Raw genomic sequence first — 25,790 nt, 5'->3', positions numbered from 1 at the left:
CATGTCACTTTGAGTGCCCACACAGATTGTCTGATAAATTGTTAAAGAGCAGTTGCGACGCGGCTTACAGCTCACCGCCGCGAGGTCACGTATATTACGTTTTCCTCATTCAGAGTCAAGCATTTATTTTTGCTTTTCTCTGTTGGTGTTCATCTCTGAACCCCGCTAACCCGGCGGCTTGTAAGCCGTTGTTCCGTGTCAGTGGAGGCGCATTATAGGGAGTTCTCAGACGTTGACAACCCCTCTTTTAAAAAAAACGTTCAACCGTCTCTTTTTTGCTCAAAATCGTGCTACAGCGCCAGTTTTTCGAGCGTTTCAAAGCCATAACGGCGTAAAACGGGCAAAAGTTGCTCGGTCTCGTTGGTGATGGCCATACAAAAAGCGATGTTTGCATCGGCAGATTTTGCATCCGGGGCTTCATGTTCCAGCAACCAGGCCGTACGTCGGGCTATAGCCGCCCCCGAATCCACCAGCCGCGTGCCCTCAGGCAGAACTTCTAATAACTCTTCCTGTAATAGAGGGAAATGGGTGCACCCCAGCACAACGGTGTCCGGTGGCTCCGGCATCCGCAGCCACGGGCGGAGAATACGGCGCAACTCTTCGAGCGGCACTGCCTTTCCGTGTAGCTTCGCTTCGGCGATCTCGACCAGTTCCGCCGAACCGAGCATCGCAATCTGGCATTCGTTGGCAAAGCGGTCGATTAACTCGCGCGTATAAGGTCGCTTCACCGTGCCTCGCGTTGCCAGTAAACCAACAATGCCGTTTGCCGTCAGACGCGCGGCAGGCTTTATTGCAGGAACAACGCCCACAACCGGGAACTGGAATTTTTCGCGCAATGCAGGAAGCGATACTGTACTGGCCGTGTTACAGGCGATGACCGCCAGCGAGAGGGGATAACGCTTTTGTACCGCGCTGACGATTTCAACCACACGCTCAACAATAAAGTCTTCACTCTTTTCCCCATACGGGAACGCGACGTTATCAAAGGCGTAAATGTAATGGAGATCCGGCAGGAGATGTCGGATCTCATCATAGACCGAAAGCCCACCGACGCCGGAATCAAATACCAGCACGGTGGGACGCGGATTAGAAGGTGTAGCTGCCAGACAAGGTGTATTCCCGTCCTGCAGTTTGGTAGCCATAAACTGTCTCGTAATCTTTATCGAACAGGTTGGCTATTTTACCACGAACTGTAAGGTGAGAGGTGACAGGATATGAAACTGCGACATCCCACAGGCTTACGCCGCCCATTTTCACACGTTCTGCAGAATAGGTATTGGGATCGACCGCAACGTCATAGCGTGTACCCAAATAACGATAGGAAACGTTCCAGTCAAGATCCCATACCTGCCAATCAAGCTGATACTTAACCTGTTGCTTAGAACGGCGAGCCAGAACTTCATTGGTTTTGGTGTTACGTGGGTCAACATAGTCATAGGAAATCTGGTGCCCTATCGGACCTGTTTCAAACTGCGCCGTGGCTTCAATACCTTTGATACGGGCTTCGTCCACATTGTAGTAACGGTAGTTTGCGTCGTAGCCAATGAGGTTATCAATGTCGTTACGATAACCTGTTACGCGCCAGTTAACCGGCCCCGTCAAACCTTCAAAGCCCCCTTCCCACTGTTTACTCTCTTCAGGCTTAAGGTCAGGATTGCCATATTTCTCACTGTGAATCTGGCTCATTGTCGGTGCTTTATAAGCCGTGCCATATGAACCAATAATCCGGTAACCATCGATAAACTCCCACGCAGCACTGGTTTGCCACGTAGCATGATTGCCAAAATTCGAGTTATCATCGTTACGTGCCGCAGCTTCTAGCGTGAGGCTATCAAATTGCTGCATCGCCGAGAGGAAGACGCCCGTATTGCGCTGCTCATAGCCGTTATCCATAGTACTAGAACCAGCCTGAGTTTTTTGTTTCTGCCAGTCCAGGCCCGCACCTATATTACCATGACCTACTTCAAGGGAATTTAACCACTGTGTGGTGTACTGCTTCACATCGTCCGTCGTTGCGGAATCTGAATAACGCCCTTTCTTCGGGTCATAGTTCTGATCTTTGCTGCGACCATAACCTATGGCCAACTGCGATTTAAATATCCCCTGACTGTAGCGCAGGCCCGTATCCCAGTTTTGACTGTAGAGTTGGCGCGTATCCGGTCGTCCATCAACGTTAAAGTTAGCATCGTAATGGTCATAGCCGTCATACGCAGTGCGATTGTCGTAACCAAAGCCGCGGAAAAAACCACTTACGCTATCGGTAATTTGCTGTTCCACAGAACCGTAAAGTGACTTACTCATAAAACCGTCACGATCCGGTTGACGCGGAGCATCTTTCGCACCGATATCGAAACCACGGGTATAAGTGTAATTACCCGCCATGGTGATTTTGGTTTTTTCCAGTACTTGCTGGAAAGAACCATCATAGGTCTGATACCCCTTAGAACCTACGCCTGCAGAAATTTCTGCACCCGGTTTATCTCGCCCTGTGATGATATTAATCACGCCACCAATCGCGTCAGAGCCATACAGCGCAGAACGCGGACCGCGAATATATTCGATGCGTTGAATCAGCGATGTTGGAATTTGGCTAAGGTCAGGAACATTGCTGATCCCTGCATTGTTTAGAGGAATACCATCAATCAACACCAGAACATGGCGGGATTCCGTACCGCGAATAAATGTTGAAGAGGTTGCGCCCAGGCCGCCACTTTGCGCGATATCTACCCCGGGTAAACGCGACATCACTTCAACAACACTCTTTGCCTGCCAGCGATCAATATCCTCGCGCGTCACCACAGACGTTGGTGCAAGAACGGTATTAACAGGTTGCTCAAAACGGTTTGCTGTCACCACCAACGAGTCGGCGCTATCCTGCGCCCAGCCCGAAAATGCCGTGACGGACAACGCCGTCAACAGCGATACTTTTTTAATCATTGTTAAAGCATCCACAATATAAGAAGGATGCCGCAGGCTTCATCTATAGCACGCGATGACGAAACCAAATGCGACGTGATCCCGGCAGGTCTTCGGGCTAGGTGGCGTTTTGCGGATGAAGACTTCCCATTTTCACAGTGTCTACAATTCTCATCCCGCCAGTCTTTACCGCTGCGCGTCAGCTCCAGATTTTCACTGGATTCCCTTTTCACTCTCAGGAGACCGGAAACAGAATGCTACAATTAGACACGTATAGATGTCCAGATAGCTATTGGCCATTAAATCTGGACATCCACTGCACAATCCCTACAATCCCCGCGTAATTCTTTATCACTCAGGACGCATCATGACCCCCGAACACCTCCCAACAGAACAGTACGACGCACAGCTGGCAGAGAAAGTTGTCCGCCTGCAAAGTATGATGACGCCTTTCAACGCGCCCGTTCCTGAGGTGTTCCGCTCGCCCGTTAGCCACTACCGCATGCGTGCGGAGTTCCGCATCTGGCACGACGGTGACGACCTGTACCACATCATTTTCGATCAGCAGACGAAGTCCCGCATTCGGGTCGACAGCTTCCCGGCGGCGAGTGAACTCATCAACCAGCTCATGACGCTGATGATCGACGGCGTACGCAACAACCCTGTGCTGCGCCACAAGCTGTTCCAGATTGATTATCTGACCACACAAAGCAACCAGGCGATTGTCTCTCTGCTGTATCACAAAGCGCTGAATGACGAATGGCGCGAGCAGGCAGAAGCGCTGCGCGATGCCCTGCGCGCGCAGAACATCAACGTTCACCTGATTGGTCGTGCGACAAAAACCAAAATCATGCTGGATCAGGATTTCATCGACGAACGTCTGTCGGTGGCGGGAAAAGAGATGGTGTACCGCCAGGTTGAGAACAGCTTTACCCAGCCAAACGCGGCAATGAACGTACAGATGCTGGACTGGGCGCTGAAGGCGACCGAAGGGTCAAAGGGCGATCTGCTAGAGCTGTACTGCGGGAACGGCAACTTCTCCCTGGCGCTGGCGCGTAACTTTGAGCGCGTCCTGGCGACGGAGATTGCCAAGCCGTCCGTTGCCGCTGCACAGTACAACATTGCCGCCAATCACATCGACAATGTGCAGATCATTCGTATGTCTGCAGAAGAGTTCACGCAGGCCATGAATGGCGTACGCCAGTTTAATCGCCTGGAGGGGATCGATCTGAAGAGCTACCAGTGTGAGACGATTTTTGTCGATCCGCCGCGCAGTGGCCTGGACAGCGAAACCGAGAAGATGGTGCAGGCGTACCCGCGTATTTTGTACATTTCCTGTAACCCGGAAACGCTGTGCAAGAATCTCGAAACATTAAGCCAGACGCACAATGTTGAACGTCTGGCTCTCTTCGATCAGTTCCCGTATACGCACCATATGGAGTGCGGCGTACTTCTTACCGCGAAGTAACGTGATAGCAGGCAGGTCAACCTGCCTGCAACCCCACTCTCTTACTCCGGCAGCCCGTGCTTGCGGCTACGCATGCGCGAGCCAATCCAGAACACCAGTGCCACAGAAAGTACCGCAGGCAGGAAGTTAGAACCGATATCCGGATACTCTGCACGCACCACGGTGCTATACAGCAACACGCCAAGAATAAAACAGGCCGCGGCCAGCCCAGGCAACCCGACCGGCATGGTGCGGTTCAGGTAACGCTGATGCAGACAGTACACCGTCAGCACCAGTGCAATGAGCGGGAAAATAGAAAATGGAACGATCGAGCTGAACACAGCCGCAAACGTGCCATTAATTGATAAGCCAGCGATCAATGCCAGCAACAGCGTACCCTTATCCTGACCTGACTGTTTCATTACTCACCTTCACTCTTCGGTTTGATGTGCCAGTTTCTCTTGTTCACGGCGATACCAGTAGTACGCGCCTTTGGAGATCATCCTGAGCTGTAATACCAGTCGCTCTTCGAGCTGCTTGCGTTGTTCGATGCTGACATCCAGCGCTTCGGCACCCGCGCTGAAAACAATCGTCACCATCGCCTCAGCCTGTGCTTCAGTGAACGCACGCGGCATATGGTTTTCGAGTTCAAGATAGTCGGCAAGTTCCGCGATAAAATGCTGAATTTCACGCGCCACAGCGGCACGGAACGCGGCTGATGTTCCGGAACGTTCCCGCAACAGCAGGCGAAACGCGTTGGGGTTATTGCCAATAAATTCCATAAAGGTCGACACAGAGGTGCGGATCACGCTCCCCCCTTTAGCGATACGCTGCCGCGCCTGGCGCATAAGCTGACGCAGCATCAGCCCGCTCTCGTCGACCATGGTCAGACCCAGTTCATCCACATCACGGAAATGACGATAGAAGGACGTTGGCGCAATCCCGGCCTCGCGCGCAACTTCACGCAGGCTTAAACTGGCAAAACTACGCTCGGCACTCAGTTGACTGAATGCGGCTTCCACCAGCGAACGCCGGGTTTTCTCTTTTTGTTGTGCTCTTACGCCCATCACGATAGTTGAATCCTTCCAAAGGCCTGATGGCACTATACCAGAGAATAAAATTAATCTGTTTGCCTGGCTTTGTGAATGATTGTTTACGTACGGTTTGTGCTCCACTGCCGGAAAAAAGCACAACGATAATTGGGTTACTCGGGCAATGATGTTATGATTCTGTTGCTTTTATGTATAAGAACAGGTAAGCCTTACCATGCCACATTCCTACGATTACGACGCAATTGTGATAGGTTCCGGCCCCGGCGGCGAAGGCGCTGCTATGGGACTGGTGAAACAGGGAGCCAGAGTAGCGGTGATAGAGCGCTACCATAACGTTGGCGGCGGTTGCACCCATTGGGGCACCATCCCTTCCAAAGCCCTCCGCCATGCCGTTAGCCGCATTATTGAATTTAACCAGAACCCTCTTTACAGCGACCACTCCCGACTTCTTCGTTCCTCCTTTGCTGACATCCTGAATCATGCGGATACCGTTATTAACCAGCAGACACGGATGCGCCAGGGGTTTTATGAGCGTAACCACTGTGAAATTTTGCAGGGCAATGCGCACTTTGTTGATGAACACACCCTGGCACTCGAATGCCACGACGGGTCAGTCGAAACCATCACGGCGGAAAAATTTGTCATCGCCTGTGGTTCACGCCCGTACCATCCGGCAGACGTGGACTTCTCCCACCCGCGCATTTACGACAGCGATTCCATCCTGAGCCTGCACCACGAACCCCGTCATGTGATTATCTATGGCGCAGGGGTGATTGGCTGCGAATATGCGTCGATCTTCCGGGGTATGGACGTGAAAGTTGATCTGATCAACACCCGCGACCGCCTGCTGGCCTTCCTCGATCAGGAAATGTCAGACTCGCTCTCTTACCACTTCTGGAACAGTGGCGTGGTGATTCGCCACAACGAAGAGTACGAGAAAATTGAAGGCTGCGACGATGGTGTGATCATGCATCTGAAATCGGGCAAGAAGCTGAAAGCAGACTGCCTGCTGTACGCCAACGGCCGTACCGGTAACACTGATTCTCTGGCTCTGGAAAATATCGGACTCGAAACCGACAGCCGCGGTCAGCTGAAGGTGAACAGCATGTACCAGACAGCCCTGCCGCATGTGTATGCCGTCGGTGATGTTATCGGTTATCCAAGCCTGGCTTCTGCAGCATACGATCAGGGACGCATCGCGGCGCAGGCGCTGGTGAAAGGCGAAGCGACGGCACATCTGATCGAAGATATTCCGACAGGTATTTATACCATCCCGGAAATCAGCTCCGTCGGGAAAACCGAGCAGCAGCTGACGTCAATGAAGGTGCCTTACGAGGTGGGTCGCGCACAGTTTAAACATCTGGCGAGGGCGCAAATCGTGGGAATGAGCGTGGGTACGCTGAAGATCCTGTTCCATCGCGAGACGAAAGAGATCCTCGGTATTCACTGCTTTGGTGAACGCGCGGCGGAGATTATTCATATCGGCCAGGCGATCATGGAGCAAAAAGGTGGTGGTAACACCATCGAGTACTTCGTTAACACCACCTTCAACTACCCGACCATGGCGGAAGCCTATCGGGTCGCGGCACTGAACGGCTTAAACCGCCTGTTTTAACGCATTGTCAAAATGGCCATCCATCGAACCACGGATGGCCTCTGCCAGCTGCTCATAGCGGCTGCGCAGCGGTGAACCCGGACGATAAACCAGACCAATGGTACGACGTGGCTCTGGTTTAATGCATGGCAGATAAACCACGCCGTCACGTTTACGTTCGCGCGGCACGGCCAGTGCCGGAAGCAATGTGATCCCACTGCCCGCCGCCACCATATTACGCAACGTTTCAAGGCTGGTTGCGCGGAAATGGGTATCCTCGTCAGCACCCGCTTCGAAGCAGAAGCCCATCGCCTGATCGCGCAGGCAGTGACCATCTTCCAGCATCAGCAGTTTTTCACCGGCCAGATCGGCCATCGGCACGCGATCGCGGTTCGCCCACGGGTGATCTTCATAGATCGCCAGCATCATGGGCTCATCAAACAGCGGCACTTCGATAAAAGCTTCGCTCTCTTTGACCAGCGCCAGAATGGCACAGTCGAGCTTGCCGCTGTCTAACTGCGCCAGCAGCTGATGGGTTTGCGCTTCATGCAGATACATTTCGAGTTTCGGGAACGTCTGATGCAGCATTGGAATGATGTGCGGCAACAGGTACGGGCCAACGGTTGGGATCAGGCCAATATGCAACGGGCCGGACATCGCCTCCCCCTGCTGGCTTGCCATTTCCTTGAGCACTTTGACCTCGCGCAGCACGGTGCGCGCCTGATCCACCAGCAGCAGACCTGCCTGGGTGAACAGTACCTTACGACTGGTGCGCTCCAGCAGCATCACGCCCAGCTCGTCTTCCAGCTTGCGGATCTGGCCGCTCAGGGTAGGCTGGCTGACGTGGCAGGAATCTGCCGCGCGGCGAAAATGGCGGTGCTCGGCTAGTGCTACCAGGTATTCAAGATCACGAATATTCATTATTCATCCTCCGTCGCCACGATAGTTCATGGCGATAGATAGCATAGCAACGAACGATTATCCCTATCAAGCATTCTGTTGAATAATACACCACATAGACGAGGCGGCACGTGTTTGACCCTTGACGTCCCCGCACCGTCAGCGAGTTTCTCTCAAAACTCGAACAACTAAAGCCAACGTGAACTTTTGCGGACCCCGTGGTCCGCTTTTTTTTTGCGTAAAAAAGGCCGGGGATAAAAGCAAAATGGCAACCGAAGTTGCCATTTATAGTGTTTACGCCCTCTCCCCGTGGGAGAGGGCGGGGTGAGGGCACCAGCCCGCACTCATCAAACCAGCCGGTTTTTCGCATCCGCAATCGCCTGCGCGACCTGCTTCGGTGACACGCCGCCTTTCGCTGCACGCTTATCCAGACAAGACTGCAACGCCAGAATCGGATACACATCATCACCGATAACCGCACTGAATTTCTGCAGGTCGGTCAGCGGCAACGCTTCCAGTGCCTTACCCTGACGAATGGCTTCAACCACCGCTTCACCGACAATATGGTGCGCTTCACGGAACGGTACGCCTTTCGCCACCAGGTAATCGGCAAGCTCGGTCGAGTTTGCATAGCCCTGCTGCGCCGCTTCCTGACAACGCGGGCGTTTCACCTGAATGCCATCCAGCACCAGCGCGCCCATATGCAGGCAGTCCAGCCAGGTATCGAGCGCGTCGAACAGCCCTTCTTTGTCTTCCTGCATATCTTTGTTATACGCCAGCGGCAGCCCTTTCAGGGTCATCATCATGCCGGTCAGCGCGCCCTGCACACGGCCACACTTACCGCGGATAAGCTCCAGCGCATCCGGGTTTTTCTTCTGTGGCATCAGGGAGGAGCCTGACGTCACGCGGTCAGACAGCTCAACAAACCCGGCTTCACCGGAGTTAAAGAAAATCAGGTCTTCGGCGAAGCGCGACAGATGCACCATGCCGATAGACGCATTGGAAAGCAGCTCCAGCACGTGATCACGGTCAGAGACGCTGTCCAGGCTGTTACGGGTGGCTGAAGCAAAGCCCAGCCAGCCTGCCAGCTGGTCACGGTCGATTTCATAGGCCGTCCCTGCCAGCGCACCGCTGCCCAGCGGGCTCACGTCCAGACGCTTCAGGGTATCCTGCAGACGGCTTTCATCACGCGCCAGCATCTCAACGTAGGCCAGACACCAGTGCGCAAAGGTTACCGGCTGCGCGCGCTGCAGGTGGGTATAACCCGGCATCACCGCATCCTGGTTGTTCTGCGCGGTTTCCACCAGCGCGCCCTGCAGCTGACGGTTGGCTGCCAGCAGTTCACCAACGGTATCTTTACACCACAATTTCAGATCAGTCGCGACCTGGTCGTTACGGCTACGCCCGGTATGCAGTTTTTTACCCAGTTGGCCGACTTTATCGATGAGTTTCCCTTCCACCCAGCTGTGAATATCTTCCGCATCGCTGGCGAGGATCTGCTGCGGGTCAAGACGCACCTCTTCCAGCAGGTTATTCAGCGCCTCTTCCAGCTGCAGCTGTTCGTCTGCGGTCAGAACGCCCACGGTGACCAGCGCTTTGGACCAGGCCACAGAGCCGACGATATCCTGCTCGGCCAGGCGGTAGTCGAAGCGCAAAGAGTCGTTGAACTGTTTGAACCGTTGATCCGCTGCCTGTGTAAAACGCCCACCCCAAAGTGCCATAACATGCTTCCTTAATATCTTTGAATTTCATTGCCCGGCTGCGCTGCGCTGACCGGGCCTGCAGAATCGGTAAATTGCTTACGCCAGAATACGCGTGCCAATCGGCGTGCCGTTAAACAACGCCGGGAGTTGCTCCGCGTGGCGCCAGGAGGCGATGTCCACCGGACGTCCGAGCGTACGCGCAGCATCCAGCGCCGCATTGACTTTGACGATCATGCCGTCGGTAATAATGCCCTGCTCGATAAGCTGTTCGGCTTTCGCTGCGGTCATTTCCGCAATACGCTGGCCTTTGCCGTCGAGAATACCGCTTACGTCAGAGAGCAGAATCAGGTCCGCGCCCAGCGTAGCCGCCAGAGCCGTTGCCGCCTGGTCTGCATTGACGTTCATCAGTTCGCCCTCTTCGGTCACCCCGATAGAGCTCACCACCGGCAGGAATCCTCCTTCCAGCAGCATGTTAATCAGCTTAGGCGAACCAGGCTGTGCCAGTCCAACGTGTCCGAGCTCTTCGTCGAGCTGGGTCACTTTTACGCTGTCACCATCGCCCAGGCACAGGCCGACAGAGGCGATATGGTGTTTCTTCGCCCACGCCAGCAGCGTTTTGTTCGCCGTCCCCGCCAGGGCACCGGTTATAATGTCAATCTGGTCAGCAGGCGTGACGCGCAGGCCATTTTTCTTTTTCACCGGCAGGTTGAGCCCTTTCATCAGCTCATCAACCACGCAGCCGCCACCGTGCACAATCACCAGCGGACGTTGGTGTGATTCGCGATAGTTCACCAGCGCGGTAAAAAGACGCTCCAGCGCTTCTTCGCTGTCCAGCAGTACACCACCGAGTTTGATAATTAATGGGTTCATCATCACACCTTAAATAAGAGCCTGGGTTTCCGGGAAACCGAAACGAATATTTGCACACTGCATTGCCTGTGCGGCAGCGCCTTTGAGTAAGTTATCTTCCGCAGCCACCACAATCAGGTGCTCACCCTGCACGGCAAAACCGATGTCGCAGAATGGCAGGCCAACCACGTTTTTCAGCGCCGGCACGCCTTTGTCGTACAGACGCACCAGCGGTTTGTCCGCATAGGCCTGCGTAAAGGCTTCGCTCACCTGTTCGTGGGTCACGCCGGGTTTCAGGCGGCAGGTGATGGTTTCGAGGATCCCACGCGGGAAGCTGCCCAGATGCGGCGTGAAGATAACATCCGCACCCAGATGCGTCGTGATTTCAGGGTGATGGCGGTGATTGAACACGCCATACGGCTGAAGGCTCACTTCGCAGAAGCTGTTGGCAATAGCGGCTTTACGCCCCGCGCCGCTGACACCACTGGTGGCGTTGATCACCGGCCACTGGTTCAGATCCAGCAGGTCTGCGTCGATCAGCGGCTTCAGAGAAAGCTGTGCCGCCGTCGGATAACAGCCCGGCACGGCAACCAGATCCGCTTCTTTCAGTTTATCTGTGCTCCACTCCGCCAGGCCGTAAACCGCTTTTTCCAGCAGTTCAGGGTGTTGATGGGTGAAACCGTAATATTTTTCGTAGAACGCGCAGTCATTCACACGGAAGGCGCCGGAGAGGTCGAACACCACACAGCCGGCCGCCAGACAGTGCGGAACCAGGTCGTGGCTGACTTCGTGCGCGGTAGCTAAAAACACCACGTCAACGCCGTCGGTGAACGCGCGGATGTCAGACATTGGCTGCAGCGGCAGATCAACAATGCCTTTAAGTTGCGGATGCAAATCGGAAATTAACTTTCCTGCATCATTGCTTTGCGCTGACACGGTCAAAGCGGTTATGGTCATATGAGGATGGCGATTCACGTAGCTTACAAGCTCTGCGCCCGCATAACCGCTAGCGCCTACAATCAGCGTATTCAACATCGGGTTCCTTTATGCTCAACGTTAATGTATTTTTATTCACATTTATTGCATGAATATTGATACTATCACGACCTAAGGTGTGTCAACAATGAAAATGAACTTACCGCCATTTATCGAGATTTACCGCGCCCTGATTGCCACACCCTCCATCAGTGCGACCGAAGAAGCGCTGGATCAGAGCAATGAGTCTTTAATCAATCTGCTGGCAGGTTGGTTTAGCGATATTGGGTTTAACGTTGAGGTTCAGCCCGTCCCCGGAACACGCCATAAATTTAACCTGCTCGCCAGTACCGGACAGGGTGCCGGCGGCCTGCTGCTGGCCGGTCATACCGATACCGTACCCTTTGACGATGGCCGCTGGACACGCGATCCGTTCACCCTGACCGAGCATGACAACAAGCTTTACGGTCTGGGCACCGCCGACATGAAAGGCTTTTTTGCTTTTATCCTCGATGCACTGCGTGACGTGGACGTGACAACGCTGAAGAAACCGCTCTACATTCTGGCCACTGCCGATGAAGAGACCAGCATGGCCGGCGCACGCTACTTCTCTGAAAACACCTCGATTCGCCCGGATTGCGCCATTATTGGTGAACCAACGTCACTGCAGCCAATCCGCGCCCACAAAGGCCATATCTCCACGGCGGTGCGCGTGCTGGGCCAGTCTGGCCACTCCAGCGATCCGGCGCGCGGCGTCAACGCCATCGAACTGATGCACGACGCCATCGGCCGCATCATGCAGTTGCGCGACTCGCTGAAAGAGCGTTATCACTACGACGCATTCACCGTGCCTTATCCGACGCTGAACCTCGGCAGCCTGCACGGTGGTGATGCATCCAACCGTATCTGCGCCTGCTGCGAACTGCATATGGATATCCGTCCGCTGCCGGGCATGACGCTGAGCGATCTCGACGGCCTGTTGACCGAAGCGCTGGCGCCGGTCAGCGAGCGCTGGCCGGGCCGCCTGACGGTCTCCGAGCTTCATCCGCCGATCCCTGGCTACGAATGTCCGCCGGATCATCAACTGGTTGAAGTCGTGGAAAAGCTGCTCGGCGAGAAAACCGACGTGGTGAACTATTGTACCGAAGCACCCTTTATTCAGACCCTGTGTCCTACGCTGGTGCTTGGCCCGGGTTCCATCAACCAGGCTCACCAGCCGGATGAATATCTGGAAACGCGCTTTATCAAACCGACCCGTGAACTGATTACTCAGGTCGTGCATCACTTCTGCTGGCATTAAAATGCCCCTGAGGGTTCCCTCTCCCGGTGGGAGAGGGTCAGGGTAAGGGCAACAAATCCCGCGATCTTCGTCACATTCCCATAAGCATCTCTTATCTGACGCAAAGCGAATTAAATTTCGTAAATTACCCACATTTATTCGTTTGCTGAACCGTTTTCGCAGCAATTGACGACGGGGGTTTTACGTGGCTTTATAAAGGGAGATGACAAAATATTGTCCAAAAGATTTTCGATTGGGCATAAACAAAAATGATGGGGTGACTGGGTTTTTATGAACGAACAATATTCCGCGTTGCGTAGTAATGTCAGTATGCTCGGCAAAGTGCTTGGAGATACCATCAAAGATGCGTTGGGGGAAAACATCCTCGACCGCGTTGAAACCATCCGCAAGCTGTCAAAATCTTCCCGTGCAGGTAACGAGGCCAGTCGTCAGGAGCTGCTCACCACCTTGCAGAACCTTTCTAACGATGAGCTGCTGCCCGTTGCCCGCGCCTTCAGCCAGTTTCTGAACCTGGCAAACACCGCTGAGCAATACCACAGCATTTCGCCGAATGGCGAAGCTGCCAGCAACCCGGAAGTCATTGCCCGTACGCTTCGTAAACTGAAAGACCAGCCAGACCTCAACGAAGACATCATCAAAAAAGCGGTGGAGTCCCTTTCGCTGGAGCTGGTTCTGACCGCTCACCCAACCGAAATCACTCGCCGCACCCTGATCCACAAAATGGTGGAAGTGAACAACTGCCTCAAGCAGCTGGATAACAAAGACATTGCTGACTACGAGCGCAACCAGCTGATGCGCCGTCTGCGCCAGCTGATTGCCCAGTCCTGGCACACCGATGAAATTCGTAAGCATCGTCCAAGCCCGGTCGACGAAGCCAAATGGGGCTTTGCGGTGGTGGAAAATAGCCTGTGGGAAGGGGTGCCGAACTACCTGCGTGAGCTGAACGAGCAGCTGGAAGCGAATCTGGATTACCGCCTGCCGGTCGATTTTGTGCCGGTACGCTTCACCTCCTGGATGGGCGGCGACCGTGACGGCAACCCGAACGTCACCGCGGAAATTACCCGCCACGTGCTCCTGTTGAGCCGCTGGAAAGCAACCGACCTGTTCCTGAAAGATATTCAGGTATTGATCTCCGAGCTGTCGATGGTAGAGGCCACGCCTGAACTGCGCGCGCTGGCCGGCGAAGAAGGTGCCAGCGAGCCGTATCGTTTCCTGATGAAAAAACTGCGTGGCCAACTGATGGCGACGCAGGCCTGGCTGGAAGCGCGTCTGAAAGGCCAGCGCCTGCCAAAGCCGGAAGGCCTGCTGAGCCAGAACGAGCAGCTCTGGGAGCCGCTGTATGCCTGCTATAAATCGCTGCAGGCCTGCGGAATGGGCATCATCGCGAATGGCGAACTGCTCGACACCCTGCGCCGCGTGAAGTGTTTCGGCGTGCCGCTGGTGCGTATTGACGTCCGTCAGGAAAGCACCCGTCATACCGAAGCGCTGGGCGAACTGACCCGCTATCTCGGCATCGGCGACTATGAAAGCTGGTCTGAAGCGGACAAACAAGCCTTCCTGATCCGCGAACTGAACTCCAAGCGCCCCCTGCTGCCACGTAACTGGGAGCCAAGCAACGAAACCCGCGAGGTGCTCAACACCTGTAAAGCGATCGTTGATGCGCCGAAAGGATCGGTGGCTGCCTATGTGATCTCCATGGCGAAAACGCCGTCTGACGTGCTGGGCGTTCACCTTCTGCTCAAAGAAGCCGGTATCGACTATGCCCTTCCGGTTGCACCGCTGTTTGAAACCCTTGATGACCTGAACAACGCCAACGACGTCATGACGCAGCTGCTGAATATCGACTGGTACCGCGGCTTTATTCAGGGCAAACAGATGGTGATGATTGGCTATTCCGACTCCGCAAAAGACGCGGGCGTCATGGCGGCATCCTGGGCGCAGTATCAGGCACAGGATGCGTTGATCAAAACCTGTGAAAAAGCGGGCATCGAACTGACGCTGTTCCACGGACGCGGCGGCTCGATTGGCCGTGGTGGCGCGCCAGCGCATGCGGCACTGCTGTCACAACCGCCGGGAAGCCTGAAAGGCGGCCTGCGTGTGACCGAACAGGGCGAAATGATCCGCTTCAAGTACGGCCTGCCGGAAGTGACCATCAGCAGCCTGTCGCTCTATACCAGTGCAATTCTGGAAGCGAACCTGCTGCCACCACCAGAGCCGAAAGAGTCCTGGTGCCATATCATGGACGAGCTGTCAGATATCTCCTGCGATCTGTACCGCGGCTACGTGCGTGAAAACAAAGATTTTGTGCCTTACTTCCGTTCAGCTACCCCTGAGCAGGAGCTGGGTAAACTGCCGCTGGGTTCACGCCCGGCTAAACGCCGCCCGACCGGTGGTGTAGAGTCTCTGCGTGCCATCCCGTGGATCTTCGCCTGGACCCAAAACCGTCTGATGCTGCCCGCCTGGCTGGGCGCAGGTGCGGCGCTGCAGAAAGTGGTGGAAGATGGCAAACAGAACGAACTGGAAACCATGTGCCGCGACTGGCCATTCTTCTCCACCCGTCTGGGTATGCTGGAGATGGTCTTCTCGAAAGCAGACCTGTGGCTGGCGGAATACTACGATCAGCGTCTGGTGAAGCCTGAGCTGTGGACGCTGGGTAAAGAGCTGCGCGAACTGCTGGAAGACGACATCAAAGTGGTGCTGGACATTGCTAACGACTCGCACCTGATGGCGGATCTGCCGTGGATTGCCGAGTCCATCCAGCTGCGTAACATCTACACCGACCCCCTGAACGTCCTGCAGGCGGAGCTGCTGCACCGTTCACGTCTGGCGGAAGAAGAAGGTAAAGAGCCGGATCCACGCGTCGAACAGGCGTTGATGGTGACGATTGCAGGCGTTGCGGCAGGTATGCGTAACACAGGCTAATCCATTGGCTTCATACAGGCCCGGCAGCGCTAACGCTGCCGGGCGATATCCGGTATTCACGCCATGCACCACGACATCAGCACCCTTCTGACCGACCTCATTAATGGCACCGTCGCGCTACGTGACGTACGGTTTTTCACCCCGCCCGACCCACACTCCCGCACAACGCCTTGCCTGGTCATTAACCTCGATAATGCCTGCGAAGCGTGGTTTTCTTCCTCTGCGGAGGGGTTACTTCATACCGGTCACGCGCTCAGCATCAGCTTCGGTAAACAGCAGCTGTCGCTTCGTCTTTATCGGGATAACGTGCTTATACAGCACCAGCAGGTTGCCCGGCGCGGCCCCCGAACCGGAGCGTTTCTCCTGCAAACGCTGGCCGAACTGCAGATGCAGCCTGATGAACAGGAAACGGCCAGACTGGTGGTACTGAGTATGCTCAGCCACTGTCGCGATCTTCTTGGCAGCGACATTCATACTGACAGCCGCAGTCGTGCTTTGTTTGAAGCCATCCGGCGCTATCTCGATGAACATCACGCCTCACCGCTGACCCGCGATTCCGTGGCGCGGGCGTTTTATATTTCACCCAACTACCTTTCACATCTGTTTCAGAAGACCGGGAACGTGGGGTTCAATGAATACCTGACCCAAACGCGTCTGGAACACGCGCGCCAGTTGCTCAAGGGTTATGATCTAAAAATCAAAGACATTGCCGCCCGCTGCGGCTTTACAGACAGCAACTACTTCTGCCGCCTCTTTCGTAAACATACCGAACGCTCCCCTTCCGAGTACCGCCGCCAGTATCACAGCCAGCTGACTGCCAAAAACTAGCATTGTGATCGCCCTCTCACTTCACTAAGCACATTACATTTGTCCAGTATTTGGCAAAATTGACCTGTATCCCCGGCCAGCAGCCCCACCTTATCCTTAAGTTAACCTTTCTGACTTAAGGAAAAATAATGGAACTGTATCTGGATACCGCCAACGTGGCAGAGGTTGAGCGCCTGGCGCGCATTTTTCCGATTGCCGGCGTCACCACCAACCCGAGCATTGTAGCCGCCAGCGGCGAAACCCTCTGGAACGTACTGCCGCGTCTGCAAAACGCCATCGGGCCACAGGGTACGCTGTTTGCCCAGACCATGAGCCGTGAAGCCGAAGGGATGGTGGCAGAAGCCAAGCGCCTGAGTAACGCCATTCCTGACATCGTGGTGAAAATCCCGGTGACCGCGCAGGGCCTTATAGCGATAAAAATGCTGAAAAAAGAGGGCATAACCACGTTGGGCACGGCCGTTTACAGCGCCGCCCAGGGTTTACTGGCCGCGCTGGCGGGAGCGAAATATGTCGCACCGTATGTTAATCGCGTCGACGCTCAGGGCGGGGACGGCATTCGTATGGTACAGGAGCTGCAATCCCTGCTCGAACGCCACGCGCCCGAAAGCAACGTGCTGGCCGCCAGCTTCAAAACACCACGTCAGGCGCTGGACTGCCTGCTCGCCGGATGTGAAGCAATCACGCTTCCTTTAGATGTAGCGCAACAAATGCTCGGCACCCCGGCGGTAGAGTCAGCCATAGAGAAGTTTGAGCACGACTGGAAAAACGCGTTTGGTAACCTCAACCTCTAAGGGAGATCTGTTATGGACCGTATCATTCAATCGCCGGGGAAATATATCCAGGGCGCTGATGTTCTCACCCGTCTCGGCGACTATCTGAAACCACTGGCAACACGCTGGTTGGTTGTGGGCGATAAGTTTGTGCTGGGTTTTGCACAAGAGACCTTGCTTGAGAGTTTCAAAAAAGCGGAAATTCATGCTGAAATCGCGCCCTTCGGTGGCGAATGTTCGCAAAACGAAATCGATCGCCTGAAAAAACGGGCCGACGGCGCCGACTGTATGGCGGTGCTCGGTATCGGCGGCGGGAAAACGCTGGATACCGCCAAAGCGCTGGCGCATTTTATGGACGTGCCTGTTGCCATCGCCCCGACTATCGCTTCCACCGACGCCCCGTGCAGCGCCCTTTCTGTCATTTATACCGACAGCGGTGAATTCGATCGCTACCTGATGCTGCCGCATAACCCGAACATGGTGATTGTCGACACCCGGGTGGTGGCTGGCGCTCCGCCGCGTCTGCTGGCCGCCGGGATAGGCGATGCCCTTGCCACCTGGTTTGAAGCGCGCGCCTGTTCCCGTAGCGGCGCGATCACCATGGCGGGCGGAAAATGTACCCAGGCTGCGCTAGCCCTCGCCGAGCTGTGCTACAACACGTTAATTGAAGAGGGTGAGAAAGCGATGCTCGCGGCCGGGCAGCACGTGGTCACACCGGCGCTGGAGCGCATCATTGAAGCCAATACCTATCTGAGCGGCGTTGGATTTGAAAGCGGTGGACTGGCGGCCGCGCACGCCATTCACAACGGAATGACCGCCGTGCCGGAGGCACATTCGTTCTATCACGGTGAAAAAGTGGCGTTTGGGACGCTGACGCAACTGGTGCTGGAAAATGCCCCGGTAGAGGAAATTGAAACCGTCGCGGCGCTGTGTCACAGCGTAGGTTTGCCCATCACGCTGGCACAACTGAACATTAAAGAGGATATTCCGCTTAAAATGCGGTTGATTGCCGAGGCAGCCTGCGCAGAGGGTGAAACCATTCACAACATGCCAGGCGGGGTGTCACCGGATCAGGTTTACGCGGCGCTGCTGGTGGCCGATCAGTACGGGCAACGGTTCCTGCGGGAGTGGGCGTAACCGGTATTGCCGGATGGTAAAAAAATCCCCGCCGAAGCGGGGATTGTATTTACTGCAGATCAAACCGATCCAAATCCATCACCTTCGCCCAAGCGGCAACAAAGTCGCGGACGAATTTCTCATGGGCGTCGCTGCTGGCGTAAACCTCGGCCAGCGCGCGCAGCACGGCGTTCGAACCGAATACCAGATCGGCACGCGTGGCGGTGTATTTCACTTCACCGCTGGCGCGATCGCTGCCGGCAAACAGCTCGTTTGATTCATCGGTCGCTTTCCACTGGGTATTCATGTCCAGCAGGTTCACGAAGAAATCATTGCTCAGCACGCCTTCACGATGGGTGAACACGCCGTTCTGACTGCCATCGAAGTTCGCCCCCAGTACGCGCAGACCGCCAATCAGCACCGTCAGTTCTGGTGCAGTGAGCGTCAGCTGCTGGGCCTTATCAATCAACAGAGACTCGGTAGTGGAGGCATCAACCTGTGCACGGTAGTTACGGAAGCCATCGGCAATCGGTTCGAGCAGGTTAAACATCTCGATATCCGTCTGATCCTGGCGCGCATCAACGCGGCCCGGCGTGAACGGTACATTGACGTAAACGCCGGCCTCTTTCGCCGCCTGTTCAACACCCACCACACCTGCCAGCACGATGATATCGGCCAGTGACGCTTTGTTGGTGGTACGCTGAATAGCTTCCAGGGCGGGTAACGCGCGAACCGCTGCGGCGTTAACTTCCCAGTCGCGCTGGGGTGCCAGTGCCAGACGCGCACCGTTGGCGCCGCCACGCTTATCGCCACCGCGGAAGGTCGATGCAGACGCCCAGGCAACGGAAACCAGGTCGCTCACGGACAGACCCGAGGCAATGATTTCCGCTTTCAGACTCTCGATGTCCTCATTGGTCGGGTTGAACACCGCCTGCGGCAGTGGATCCTGCCAGATGAGATCTTCTTTCGGCACTTCCGGACCAATGTAACGCGCTTTTGGCCCCATATCACGGTGGGTCAGCTTGAACCACGCGCGCGCAAAGGCTTCGTTAAAGGCCTGCGGATCGTTCAGGAAGCGGCGGGAGATTTTCTCGAACTCGGGGTCAAAACGCAGCGTCAGATCGGTGACCAGCATCGTCGGTTTGCGCTTTTTCGACGGGTCGAACGGATCAGGCATAATGTCTGGTGCATCCACGGCTTCGAACTGAATCGCACCCGCCGGGCTGCGGGTCTGCACCCACTCGTATTTGAACAGGTTCTCGAAGAAGTAGTTACTCCACTGGGTCGGCGTTTGTGACCAGATGACTTCCAGCCCGGAGGTGATCGCATCTGCGCCAACGCCGGTACCGTGCGTACTGGTCCAGCCCAGACCCTGCGCTTCAATTGGCGCGGCTTCCGGGTCGGCGCCGACATGGGTCGCCTCACCTGCACCGTGGGTTTTACCGAGGGTATGACCGCCTGCAATCAACGCAACGGTCTCTTCGTCGTTCATCCCCATGTTGCCAAAGGTGGCACGGATCGCCGCGGCCGCTGACAGTGGTTCACCGCTGGCGTTTGGCCCTTCCGGGTTAACGTAAATCAGCCCCATTTCGGTGGCTGCCAGTGGGCGCTTCGCCAGTGCTTCCGGGTCACGGTGGGTGAGCCAGGCTTTTTCATCACCCCAGTTCACGTCCATATCCGGTTCCCAGACATCTTCTCGCCCGGCCCCAAAACCAAAGGTACGGAAGCCAGAGTTCTCCAGCGCCACGTTACCGGCAAGGATGAAGAGGTCAGCCCAGGAAATTTTTTGACCGTATTTTTGCTTGATAGGCCACAGGAGACGGCGCGCTTTATCCAGACTTACGTTATCTGGCCAGGAATTCAGGGGGGCAAAGCGCTGTTGACCGCGCCCTGCGCCACCGCGACCGTCAACGGAGCGATAGGTACCTGCGCCGTGCCAGGCCATACGGATAAACAGGCCCGCATAGCTGCCCCAGTCGGCTGGCCACCACGGCTGAGAGTCGGTCAGAAGTGCTTTGAGATCGCCCTTGAGCGCTGAGTAATCGAGTTTGCTGAATTCTTTGCGGTAGTCAAAGTCTTCACCCAGAGGGTTAGAACGGTTGGAATGTTGATTAAGAAGATCGACGCGGAGTTGTTTTGGCCACCAGTCGCGGCTGCCTGTGCCTGCCCCCGCGCTGTGATCGACGCTGCCCTGATGGAACGGGCACTTGCCGATTGATGCCACATTATTGCTGTCGTCTGACGTGCTCATCGCTATGCTCCCTTTTACAGTGTTACGGTTACGATATACGCCCTTGTTGATAAGGTATAGTTGAGATAACCCACAGATTCGATAGTTAATTCCGTTTAATTTCCCATTGAAAGTATGTGCGTTCTGTACGTCAAAGGCAGCATTGCTGATATGGCGGGGAAATAAAACCCTTATAAATCAAAAAACCCTCCGAAGAGGGCTTCTATTTGTTATGCGCCAGGCCGAACACCCAGCGTATGGCAAATGGCGTAACTCATTTCCGCGCGGTTGAGCGTATAGAAGTGGAAATCCTTCACCCCTTCACGACTCAAGATCTTCACCATGTCCATCGCGATGTTTGCGCCCACCAGCTTGCGTGTTTCCGGGTCATCGTCCAGCCCTTCGTACATTTTAGACATCCAGTGCGGAATGCGCACATTGGTCATATCGGCAAATTTCTTCGCCTGTTTGAAGTTAGAGACCGGCAAAATTCCCGGGATAATTTCGACGTCGATGCCCGCGGACACACAGCGGTCACGAAAGCGCAGGTAGCTTTCCACATCAAAGAAGAACTGGGTAATGGCGCGGTTCGCACCGGCGTCCACTTTACGCTTCAGGTTAAGCAGATCCGCCTGGGCGCTTTTCGCTTCCGGGTGAACTTCAGGGTAAGCGGCAACGGAAATGTCGAAGTCTGCGACCTCTTTCAGCAGCGCGACCAGATCGGTGGCGTACATGTCCGGTTTACCGCTCCCCGGCGGCAGGTCACCGCGCAGGGCGACGATATGGCGAATACCGTTGTTCCAGTAGTCCTGGGCAATGGCACGCAACTCATCGCGCGTCGCGTCGATACAGGTCAGGTGCGGAGCCGCTTCCAGACCCGTACGGTCCTTAATACCTTTAATGATGCTGTGCGTACGGTCACGCTCACCGGAGTTGGCACCGTAGGTGACGGAGACAAACTTCGGTTTCAGGCTGCTCAGGCGATCGATAGAGCTCCAGAGGGTTTGCTCCATTTCACTGGTGCGCGGCGGGAAAAATTCAAAAGAGACGTTAATCTGACCATTTACTTCGGCCAGGCTCTGATTCAGGGCTTCCCGCTGGTTGGCGTGAAAAAAGCTCATACCTTACCTCATCAATCGCGTGTCATTGTGTGTTGTGTTTCGAACTTCTATACGTTTAGACGTCCAGATGTAAAAATGACGGAAAAGCGGAGGGACGTCAACAGAAATAATCGCCAGGAATGGTGAGGAATGCTCAGGGAAGATGAAGGGAGTTCATGATGGCGGGTGAGTGCGGTCTGATGCCCTCACCCTGTCCCTCTCCCACCGGGAGAGGGAACAAGAAGGATTACAGCAGTTTAGCCAGACGGTTGATGTCAGACTGGATGGCCCCGGCGGTCACATCGCGCCCCGCACCCGGGCCACGGATCACCAGTGGGTTATCACGGTACCAGCGGCTTTCAATGGCGAAAACATTATCGCACGGCAGCAGTGCCGCCAGCGGATGTTCAGGACGAACCGCCTCGACACCCACACGTGCTTTTCCGTTCGCTTCGAAACGCGCCACGTAGCGCAGCACTAGCCCCATCTCGTTTGCCGCTTCCAGACGTTGCACCATCTGCTCGTTCAGCTCTTCGCCGTTCTCGAAGAAGTGGTCGACAGAGTCGTCCTCACAGCCAGCAGGCACCAGCGACTCAACGCGGACGGCATCAGGTTCGATGTCATAACCGGCTTCGCGCGCCAGGATCACCAGCTTACGCATAACGTCTTTACCGGAGAGGTCAACGCGTGGATCAGGTTCAGTTAAGCCCTGCTGCCATGCCTGATCCACCAGGTCAGTGAACGGCACGGTGCCATCAAACTGCAGGAACAGCCAGGAGAGCGTGCCGGAGAAGATGCCACTTAGCGCCAGAATGCTGTCGCCGCTTTCAATCAAATCACGCACGGTATGGTTAACCGGCAAGCCAGCGCCCACCGTGGCGTTATACAGCCAGTGACGGCCTGTCTTTTCAAACGCGTCGTGGATTTGACGGTACTTGTCCGTGCTGCTCGCCCCCGCCAGCTTATTGGCGCTAATAACATGGAAACCGTGGCTGGCGAAATCAAGATACTGATCGGCAAGCTGTTCACTGGCGGTCACGTCCAGCACCACCAGATCGTCATACGGGTGCGCGCGCATCCAGAGGAACAGCGACTCTTCGTCCTGTTCAACCGCTTCATCGTTAAAGAAGGCCAGCGCCCGGCTGGCATCCAGCCCTTCGTAGTTCAGCAGGCTGCGGCGGCTGTCCACCACGCCCGCGAGAATAAATTCAAACCCGGTACGCGCTGAGAGGGTCACCTGCTCACGAGCGAACAGCTCCAGCCAGCGTGAGCCGATGTTTCCTTTGCCAAACAGCACCAGTCCAATACGTTTCTCCGCACGGAACAGAGAGGTATGCAGCCCCTGAATCAGACTCTCGGTGGGTCCTTTACGCAGTACGGCCACAAGGCTAATGCCCTCTTCCGACTGCCAGGTGAATTCAACCGGCTGGCCTTTCAGCTGCTGCCAGAAACGGTGGCAGTGCAGCGGGTTGCGGGTAACGCCCGCCCCCACCATCGCCACCAGCGCCAGACCCTGACGCAGGCGAAGCTCGCCCGGCAGGCCCGCTTCATCAAGAATTTTCAGGGCGCTGTCCGCCACTTCGGCGGTGTAGCAGAACTGCAGCAGTTGGCGATCGTTATGCACGCCAACGGCGAGCGGACGCACCTGGGCGCGTTTGAGGATCAGGTCGATGTCTTTGTGTGCCAGTTTGAAATCCTGGCCCGCCGGGACCTGGAACTCAATCAGGCAGATGTCGTCATGGCTGGTCACAATTCGCGCCCCCGTACCGGACGCCAGGACGCGTTCGATGCGGGTAGAGCCTTGATCCGGGGTGTAACTACAGCGCAGCTGCAGGTCGATGTCGCTCCCGGAAACCGGCTGTAGCGTACGCGCATGCAGAACCGGTGCCGCCAGGCGTGCCAGCTCGCTGGCCTCGTCCAGACGCAGCAGCGGCAGCAGGCAGGCATCTTTCACTTTACGCGGGTCAGCACTGTAGACACCGGCCACGTCGCTCCAGATGGTGACGCGGGAAACGCCTGCCAGCGCACCAATTTGCGTCGCTGAGTAGTCAGAGCCGTTACGTCCCAGCAGCACGGTTTCACCGGCACTGCTGCGGCTGATAAAGCCGGTCACCACAATACGTTTGCCCGGATGCTGAACCAGCAGCTGTTGCAGCAGCGGATATGACAAACCTTCATCCACCTGCGGCTGAGCGGCGCGTTCGGCGCGCAGGAAGTCACGCGCGTCAAGCCAGGCCGCATCCACGCCCAGGTGTTGCAGCACGGCCGCCATCAGGCGCGCAGACCACACTTCACCGTGGCCGACCACCTCGGCATACACCGCGTCGGTAATACCGCTGTCCAGCAGGGCAGCCAGACGCTCAAGGTCATGCGTAAAGGCGCTAATCAATCCGTCCGCGACGTCCGCAGGCAGTAAGCCGGCAATCAGCTCACTCTGGTAACGACGTAAGGACTGTTGCACCTGATGCGCAGAGAGGCGATCGGTCTGACTCAGTTTGAGCCAGCTAATCAACTGGTTGGTGGTGCTGCCAGCCGCGGAGACAACCATCATGTCCCCCGGCTGCGAATACTCTGTCATGATCCCTGCGACACGCAGGTAACACTTCACATCAGCAAGACTACTACCACCAAACTTGTGCAGTTGACGACCCTTCGCCCCTGCCTGCGCTATCACACTCATGATTACCCCTTGGCTGCGACCCGGAAGCCATTTTCCAGATCGGCAATTAAATCTTCAGAATCTTCAATACCGGTCGAGATACGCAGCAGCGTCTCAGAAATACCGGCGGCGGCACGTGCTTCTGGTGCCATACCTGCGTGCGTCATGGTCGCGGCGTGGGAGATCAAGCTTTCAACCCCACCTAATGATTCCGCCAGCGTAAACAATGACAGCCCGCTCAGGAAGCGACGCAGCGTTTGCTCGTCACCGTCCAGTTCAAAACTTAACATCGCGCCAAATCCCTTTTGTTGACGCGCGGCAATCTCGTGCCCCTGGTTTTCCGGCAGCGACGGGTGATAGAGCTTTTTCACCAGCGGCTGGGTCTTCAGAAAATCGACAATCGCCTGAGCATTTCGCTGCGCCACTTCCATGCGCGGCGACAGCGTGCGGATACCGCGCAACAACAGGTAGCTGTCGAAAGCGCTCGCAGTGACGCCAATGTTATTGGCCCACCATGCCAGTTCGGTGACAACGTCGGGATCTTTTGCAATCACCACGCCCGCTACCACATCAGAATGACCGTTCAGATATTTTGTGCATGAATGCAATACCAGATCGGCACCCAGCGCAAGCGGGTTCTGAAGAGCCGGACTGAGGAAGGTATTATCCACTACACTTATCGCTCCCGCATCCCTTGCGCGCTGACAAATTTTCGCAATATCGACGACGCGCAACAATGGATTGCTTGGACTTTCCACCAGCACCAGCTTCGGTTTCTCTGCCAGCGCCTGTTTCAGCGCCTGTTCGTCGTTTTGATCGACAAACAGCACGCGGTAGCACCCGCGTTTTGCGAGGCTGTCAAACAGACGATAGCTACCACCGTAACAGTCGTGCGGTGCCACCAGCAGGTCGCCCGGCTTCAGAAATACCGTCGTCACCAGGTGAATCGCAGACATCCCGGTGTTGGTTAACACGGCGCCTGCACCGCCTTCCAGCTCCGCCAGCGTGCGCTGGGTCACGTCACGCGTCGGGTTGCCGCGACGGGAGTAGTCATGCGCACGGGGTTCATTAAAACCGGTAAAATTGTAAGTACTGGAAAGATGAATTGGCGGGACAACACAGCCGTACTGCTCGTCATCATTTAATCCGCTACGCACTGCGATGGTGGCCTGTTTACGCGTCATGGTGAAGGCTTCCTGGCTAAAAGAGGTGAAAAGTCAGGCACCAGAGTAAACACTGAAAGTATGGACGTCAATACATCTGGACATCTAAACTTCTTTGCGTATAGATTGAGCAATGCGCAAATAGCCGTTAAAATTATATGCTTTAGTGCACGCTGCAGCGGCAATATCCGTGCCACGGTATCGTCTCTACGGTAAACTACGCTGGATTACGGTCAAAACTGGCGATGACGGGTTTTGCACCTTTA

19 protein-coding genes and 1 riboswitch are annotated in these 25,790 nt (G+C 55.7%); of the genes, 7 read left to right on the top strand and 12 right to left on the bottom strand.

Annotated features, from left to right (window positions below; genetic code table 11):
• Positions 1-290: 290 nt before the first annotated feature.
• On the bottom strand, positions 291-1,142 hold the full coding sequence (gene murI / locus ACMVME_RS21410; RefSeq protein ID WP_014172170.1) for a glutamate racemase: 852 nt from the start codon (positions 1,140-1,142) through the stop codon (positions 291-293).
• Complete coding sequence (gene btuB / locus ACMVME_RS21405; RefSeq protein ID WP_414743494.1) at positions 1,087-2,937, bottom strand: TonB-dependent vitamin B12 receptor BtuB; 1,851 nt, start codon at positions 2,935-2,937, stop codon at positions 1,087-1,089. The genes murI and btuB overlap by 56 nt, the downstream gene beginning before the upstream one ends.
• A gap of 65 nt (positions 2,938-3,002) precedes the next feature.
• A riboswitch (cobalamin riboswitch) is annotated at positions 3,003-3,179 on the bottom strand.
• Positions 3,180-3,283: 104 nt separating this feature from the next.
• Here btuB and trmA point away from each other — a divergent pair.
• Positions 3,284-4,384 carry a tRNA (uridine(54)-C5)-methyltransferase TrmA gene (gene trmA / locus ACMVME_RS21400; protein WP_032679233.1) on the top strand — a complete coding sequence of 367 codons (1,101 nt, stop codon included), beginning with the start codon at positions 3,284-3,286 and terminating at the stop codon, positions 4,382-4,384.
• A 41-nt stretch (positions 4,385-4,425) separates the two neighbouring features.
• On the opposite strand, the gene ACMVME_RS21395 is transcribed toward trmA, so the two are convergent.
• Both ACMVME_RS21395 and fabR read right to left on the bottom strand, forming a co-directional pair.
• The gene (locus ACMVME_RS21395; RefSeq protein ID WP_014172173.1) at positions 4,426-4,785 is read right to left on the bottom strand and encodes a YijD family membrane protein; all 360 of its coding nucleotides are present in this window, start codon (positions 4,783-4,785) and stop codon (positions 4,426-4,428) included.
• Between the two features lie 9 nt (positions 4,786-4,794).
• Positions 4,795-5,433, bottom strand: a complete 639-nt coding sequence (gene fabR, locus ACMVME_RS21390; protein ID WP_008501784.1) for an HTH-type transcriptional repressor FabR — start codon at positions 5,431-5,433, stop codon at positions 4,795-4,797.
• Positions 5,434-5,629: 196 nt separating this feature from the next.
• Here fabR and sthA point away from each other — a divergent pair, with 196 nt between their 5' ends.
• Positions 5,630-7,030, top strand: a complete 1,401-nt coding sequence (gene sthA / locus ACMVME_RS21385; protein ID WP_014172175.1) for a Si-specific NAD(P)(+) transhydrogenase — start codon at positions 5,630-5,632, stop codon at positions 7,028-7,030.
• Here the strand turns inward: sthA and oxyR are convergent.
• The 4 genes from oxyR to argC form a co-directional block, all read right to left on the bottom strand.
• On the bottom strand, positions 7,013-7,930 hold the full coding sequence (gene oxyR, locus ACMVME_RS21380) for a DNA-binding transcriptional regulator OxyR (RefSeq protein ID WP_014172176.1): 918 nt from the start codon (positions 7,928-7,930) through the stop codon (positions 7,013-7,015). The genes sthA and oxyR overlap by 18 nt on opposite strands.
• A gap of 326 nt (positions 7,931-8,256) precedes the next feature.
• Entirely contained in the window at positions 8,257-9,630 is a 1,374-nt protein-coding gene (gene argH, locus ACMVME_RS21375; protein ID WP_014172177.1) for an argininosuccinate lyase, read from the bottom strand.
• 78 nt (positions 9,631-9,708) lie between these two features.
• Positions 9,709-10,485: an acetylglutamate kinase gene (argB, locus tag ACMVME_RS21370; protein WP_086462987.1), complete on the bottom strand. Its 777-nt coding sequence runs from the start codon at positions 10,483-10,485 to the stop codon at positions 9,709-9,711.
• 6 nt (positions 10,486-10,491) lie between these two features.
• Complete coding sequence (gene argC, locus ACMVME_RS21365; protein WP_040018278.1) at positions 10,492-11,496, bottom strand: N-acetyl-gamma-glutamyl-phosphate reductase; 1,005 nt, start codon at positions 11,494-11,496, stop codon at positions 10,492-10,494.
• Between the two features lie 88 nt (positions 11,497-11,584).
• On the opposite strand from argC, the gene argE reads away from it, so the two are divergent.
• The 5 genes from argE to gldA all read left to right on the top strand — a co-directional run bounded on the left by argE (position 11,585) and on the right by gldA (position 18,393).
• Positions 11,585-12,736: an acetylornithine deacetylase gene (gene argE / locus ACMVME_RS21360; protein WP_020883942.1), complete on the top strand. Its 1,152-nt coding sequence runs from the start codon at positions 11,585-11,587 to the stop codon at positions 12,734-12,736.
• Positions 12,737-13,006: 270 nt separating this feature from the next.
• Positions 13,007-15,658 (top strand): phosphoenolpyruvate carboxylase, encoded by a 2,652-nt coding sequence (gene ppc, locus ACMVME_RS21355; protein WP_014172182.1) that lies wholly within the window; start codon positions 13,007-13,009, stop codon positions 15,656-15,658.
• Between the two features lie 63 nt (positions 15,659-15,721).
• Positions 15,722-16,486, top strand: coding sequence for a helix-turn-helix transcriptional regulator (locus ACMVME_RS21350; protein ID WP_050737737.1), 765 nt, complete (start codon positions 15,722-15,724; stop codon positions 16,484-16,486).
• A 128-nt stretch (positions 16,487-16,614) separates the two neighbouring features.
• The gene (gene fsa / locus ACMVME_RS21345; RefSeq protein ID WP_020883944.1) at positions 16,615-17,277 is read left to right on the top strand and encodes a fructose-6-phosphate aldolase; all 663 of its coding nucleotides are present in this window, start codon (positions 16,615-16,617) and stop codon (positions 17,275-17,277) included.
• Between the two features lie 12 nt (positions 17,278-17,289).
• Positions 17,290-18,393, top strand: coding sequence for a bifunctional L-1,2-propanediol dehydrogenase/glycerol dehydrogenase (gene gldA / locus ACMVME_RS21340; RefSeq protein WP_032679239.1), 1,104 nt, complete (start codon positions 17,290-17,292; stop codon positions 18,391-18,393).
• Positions 18,394-18,442: 49 nt separating this feature from the next.
• Here the strand turns inward: gldA and katG are convergent, their stop codons facing one another.
• The 4 genes from katG to metB all read right to left on the bottom strand — a co-directional run bounded on the left by katG (position 18,443) and on the right by metB (position 25,545).
• Entirely contained in the window at positions 18,443-20,623 is a 2,181-nt protein-coding gene (gene katG / locus ACMVME_RS21335) for a catalase/peroxidase HPI (RefSeq protein WP_068795440.1), read from the bottom strand.
• 209 nt (positions 20,624-20,832) lie between these two features.
• Positions 20,833-21,723 carry a methylenetetrahydrofolate reductase gene (metF, locus tag ACMVME_RS21330; RefSeq protein WP_014172187.1) on the bottom strand — a complete coding sequence of 297 codons (891 nt, stop codon included), beginning with the start codon at positions 21,721-21,723 and terminating at the stop codon, positions 20,833-20,835.
• 226 nt (positions 21,724-21,949) lie between these two features.
• Positions 21,950-24,382 (bottom strand): bifunctional aspartate kinase/homoserine dehydrogenase II, encoded by a 2,433-nt coding sequence (locus tag ACMVME_RS21325; RefSeq protein WP_020883947.1) that lies wholly within the window; start codon positions 24,380-24,382, stop codon positions 21,950-21,952.
• A 2-nt stretch (positions 24,383-24,384) separates the two neighbouring features.
• Entirely contained in the window at positions 24,385-25,545 is a 1,161-nt protein-coding gene (metB, locus tag ACMVME_RS21320) for a cystathionine gamma-synthase (protein WP_014172189.1), read from the bottom strand.
• Between the last annotated feature and the right edge of the window lie 245 nt (positions 25,546-25,790).

Origin of the sequence: Enterobacter cloacae complex sp. 2024EL-00711, assembly GCF_047529885.1 — a bacterium.
In the GTDB taxonomy this organism is placed as follows: domain Bacteria; phylum Pseudomonadota; class Gammaproteobacteria; order Enterobacterales; family Enterobacteriaceae; genus Enterobacter; species Enterobacter ludwigii.
The sequence above is the reverse complement of the archived record's forward strand: the minus strand, read 5'-3'. Positions and strand labels throughout refer to the sequence as shown.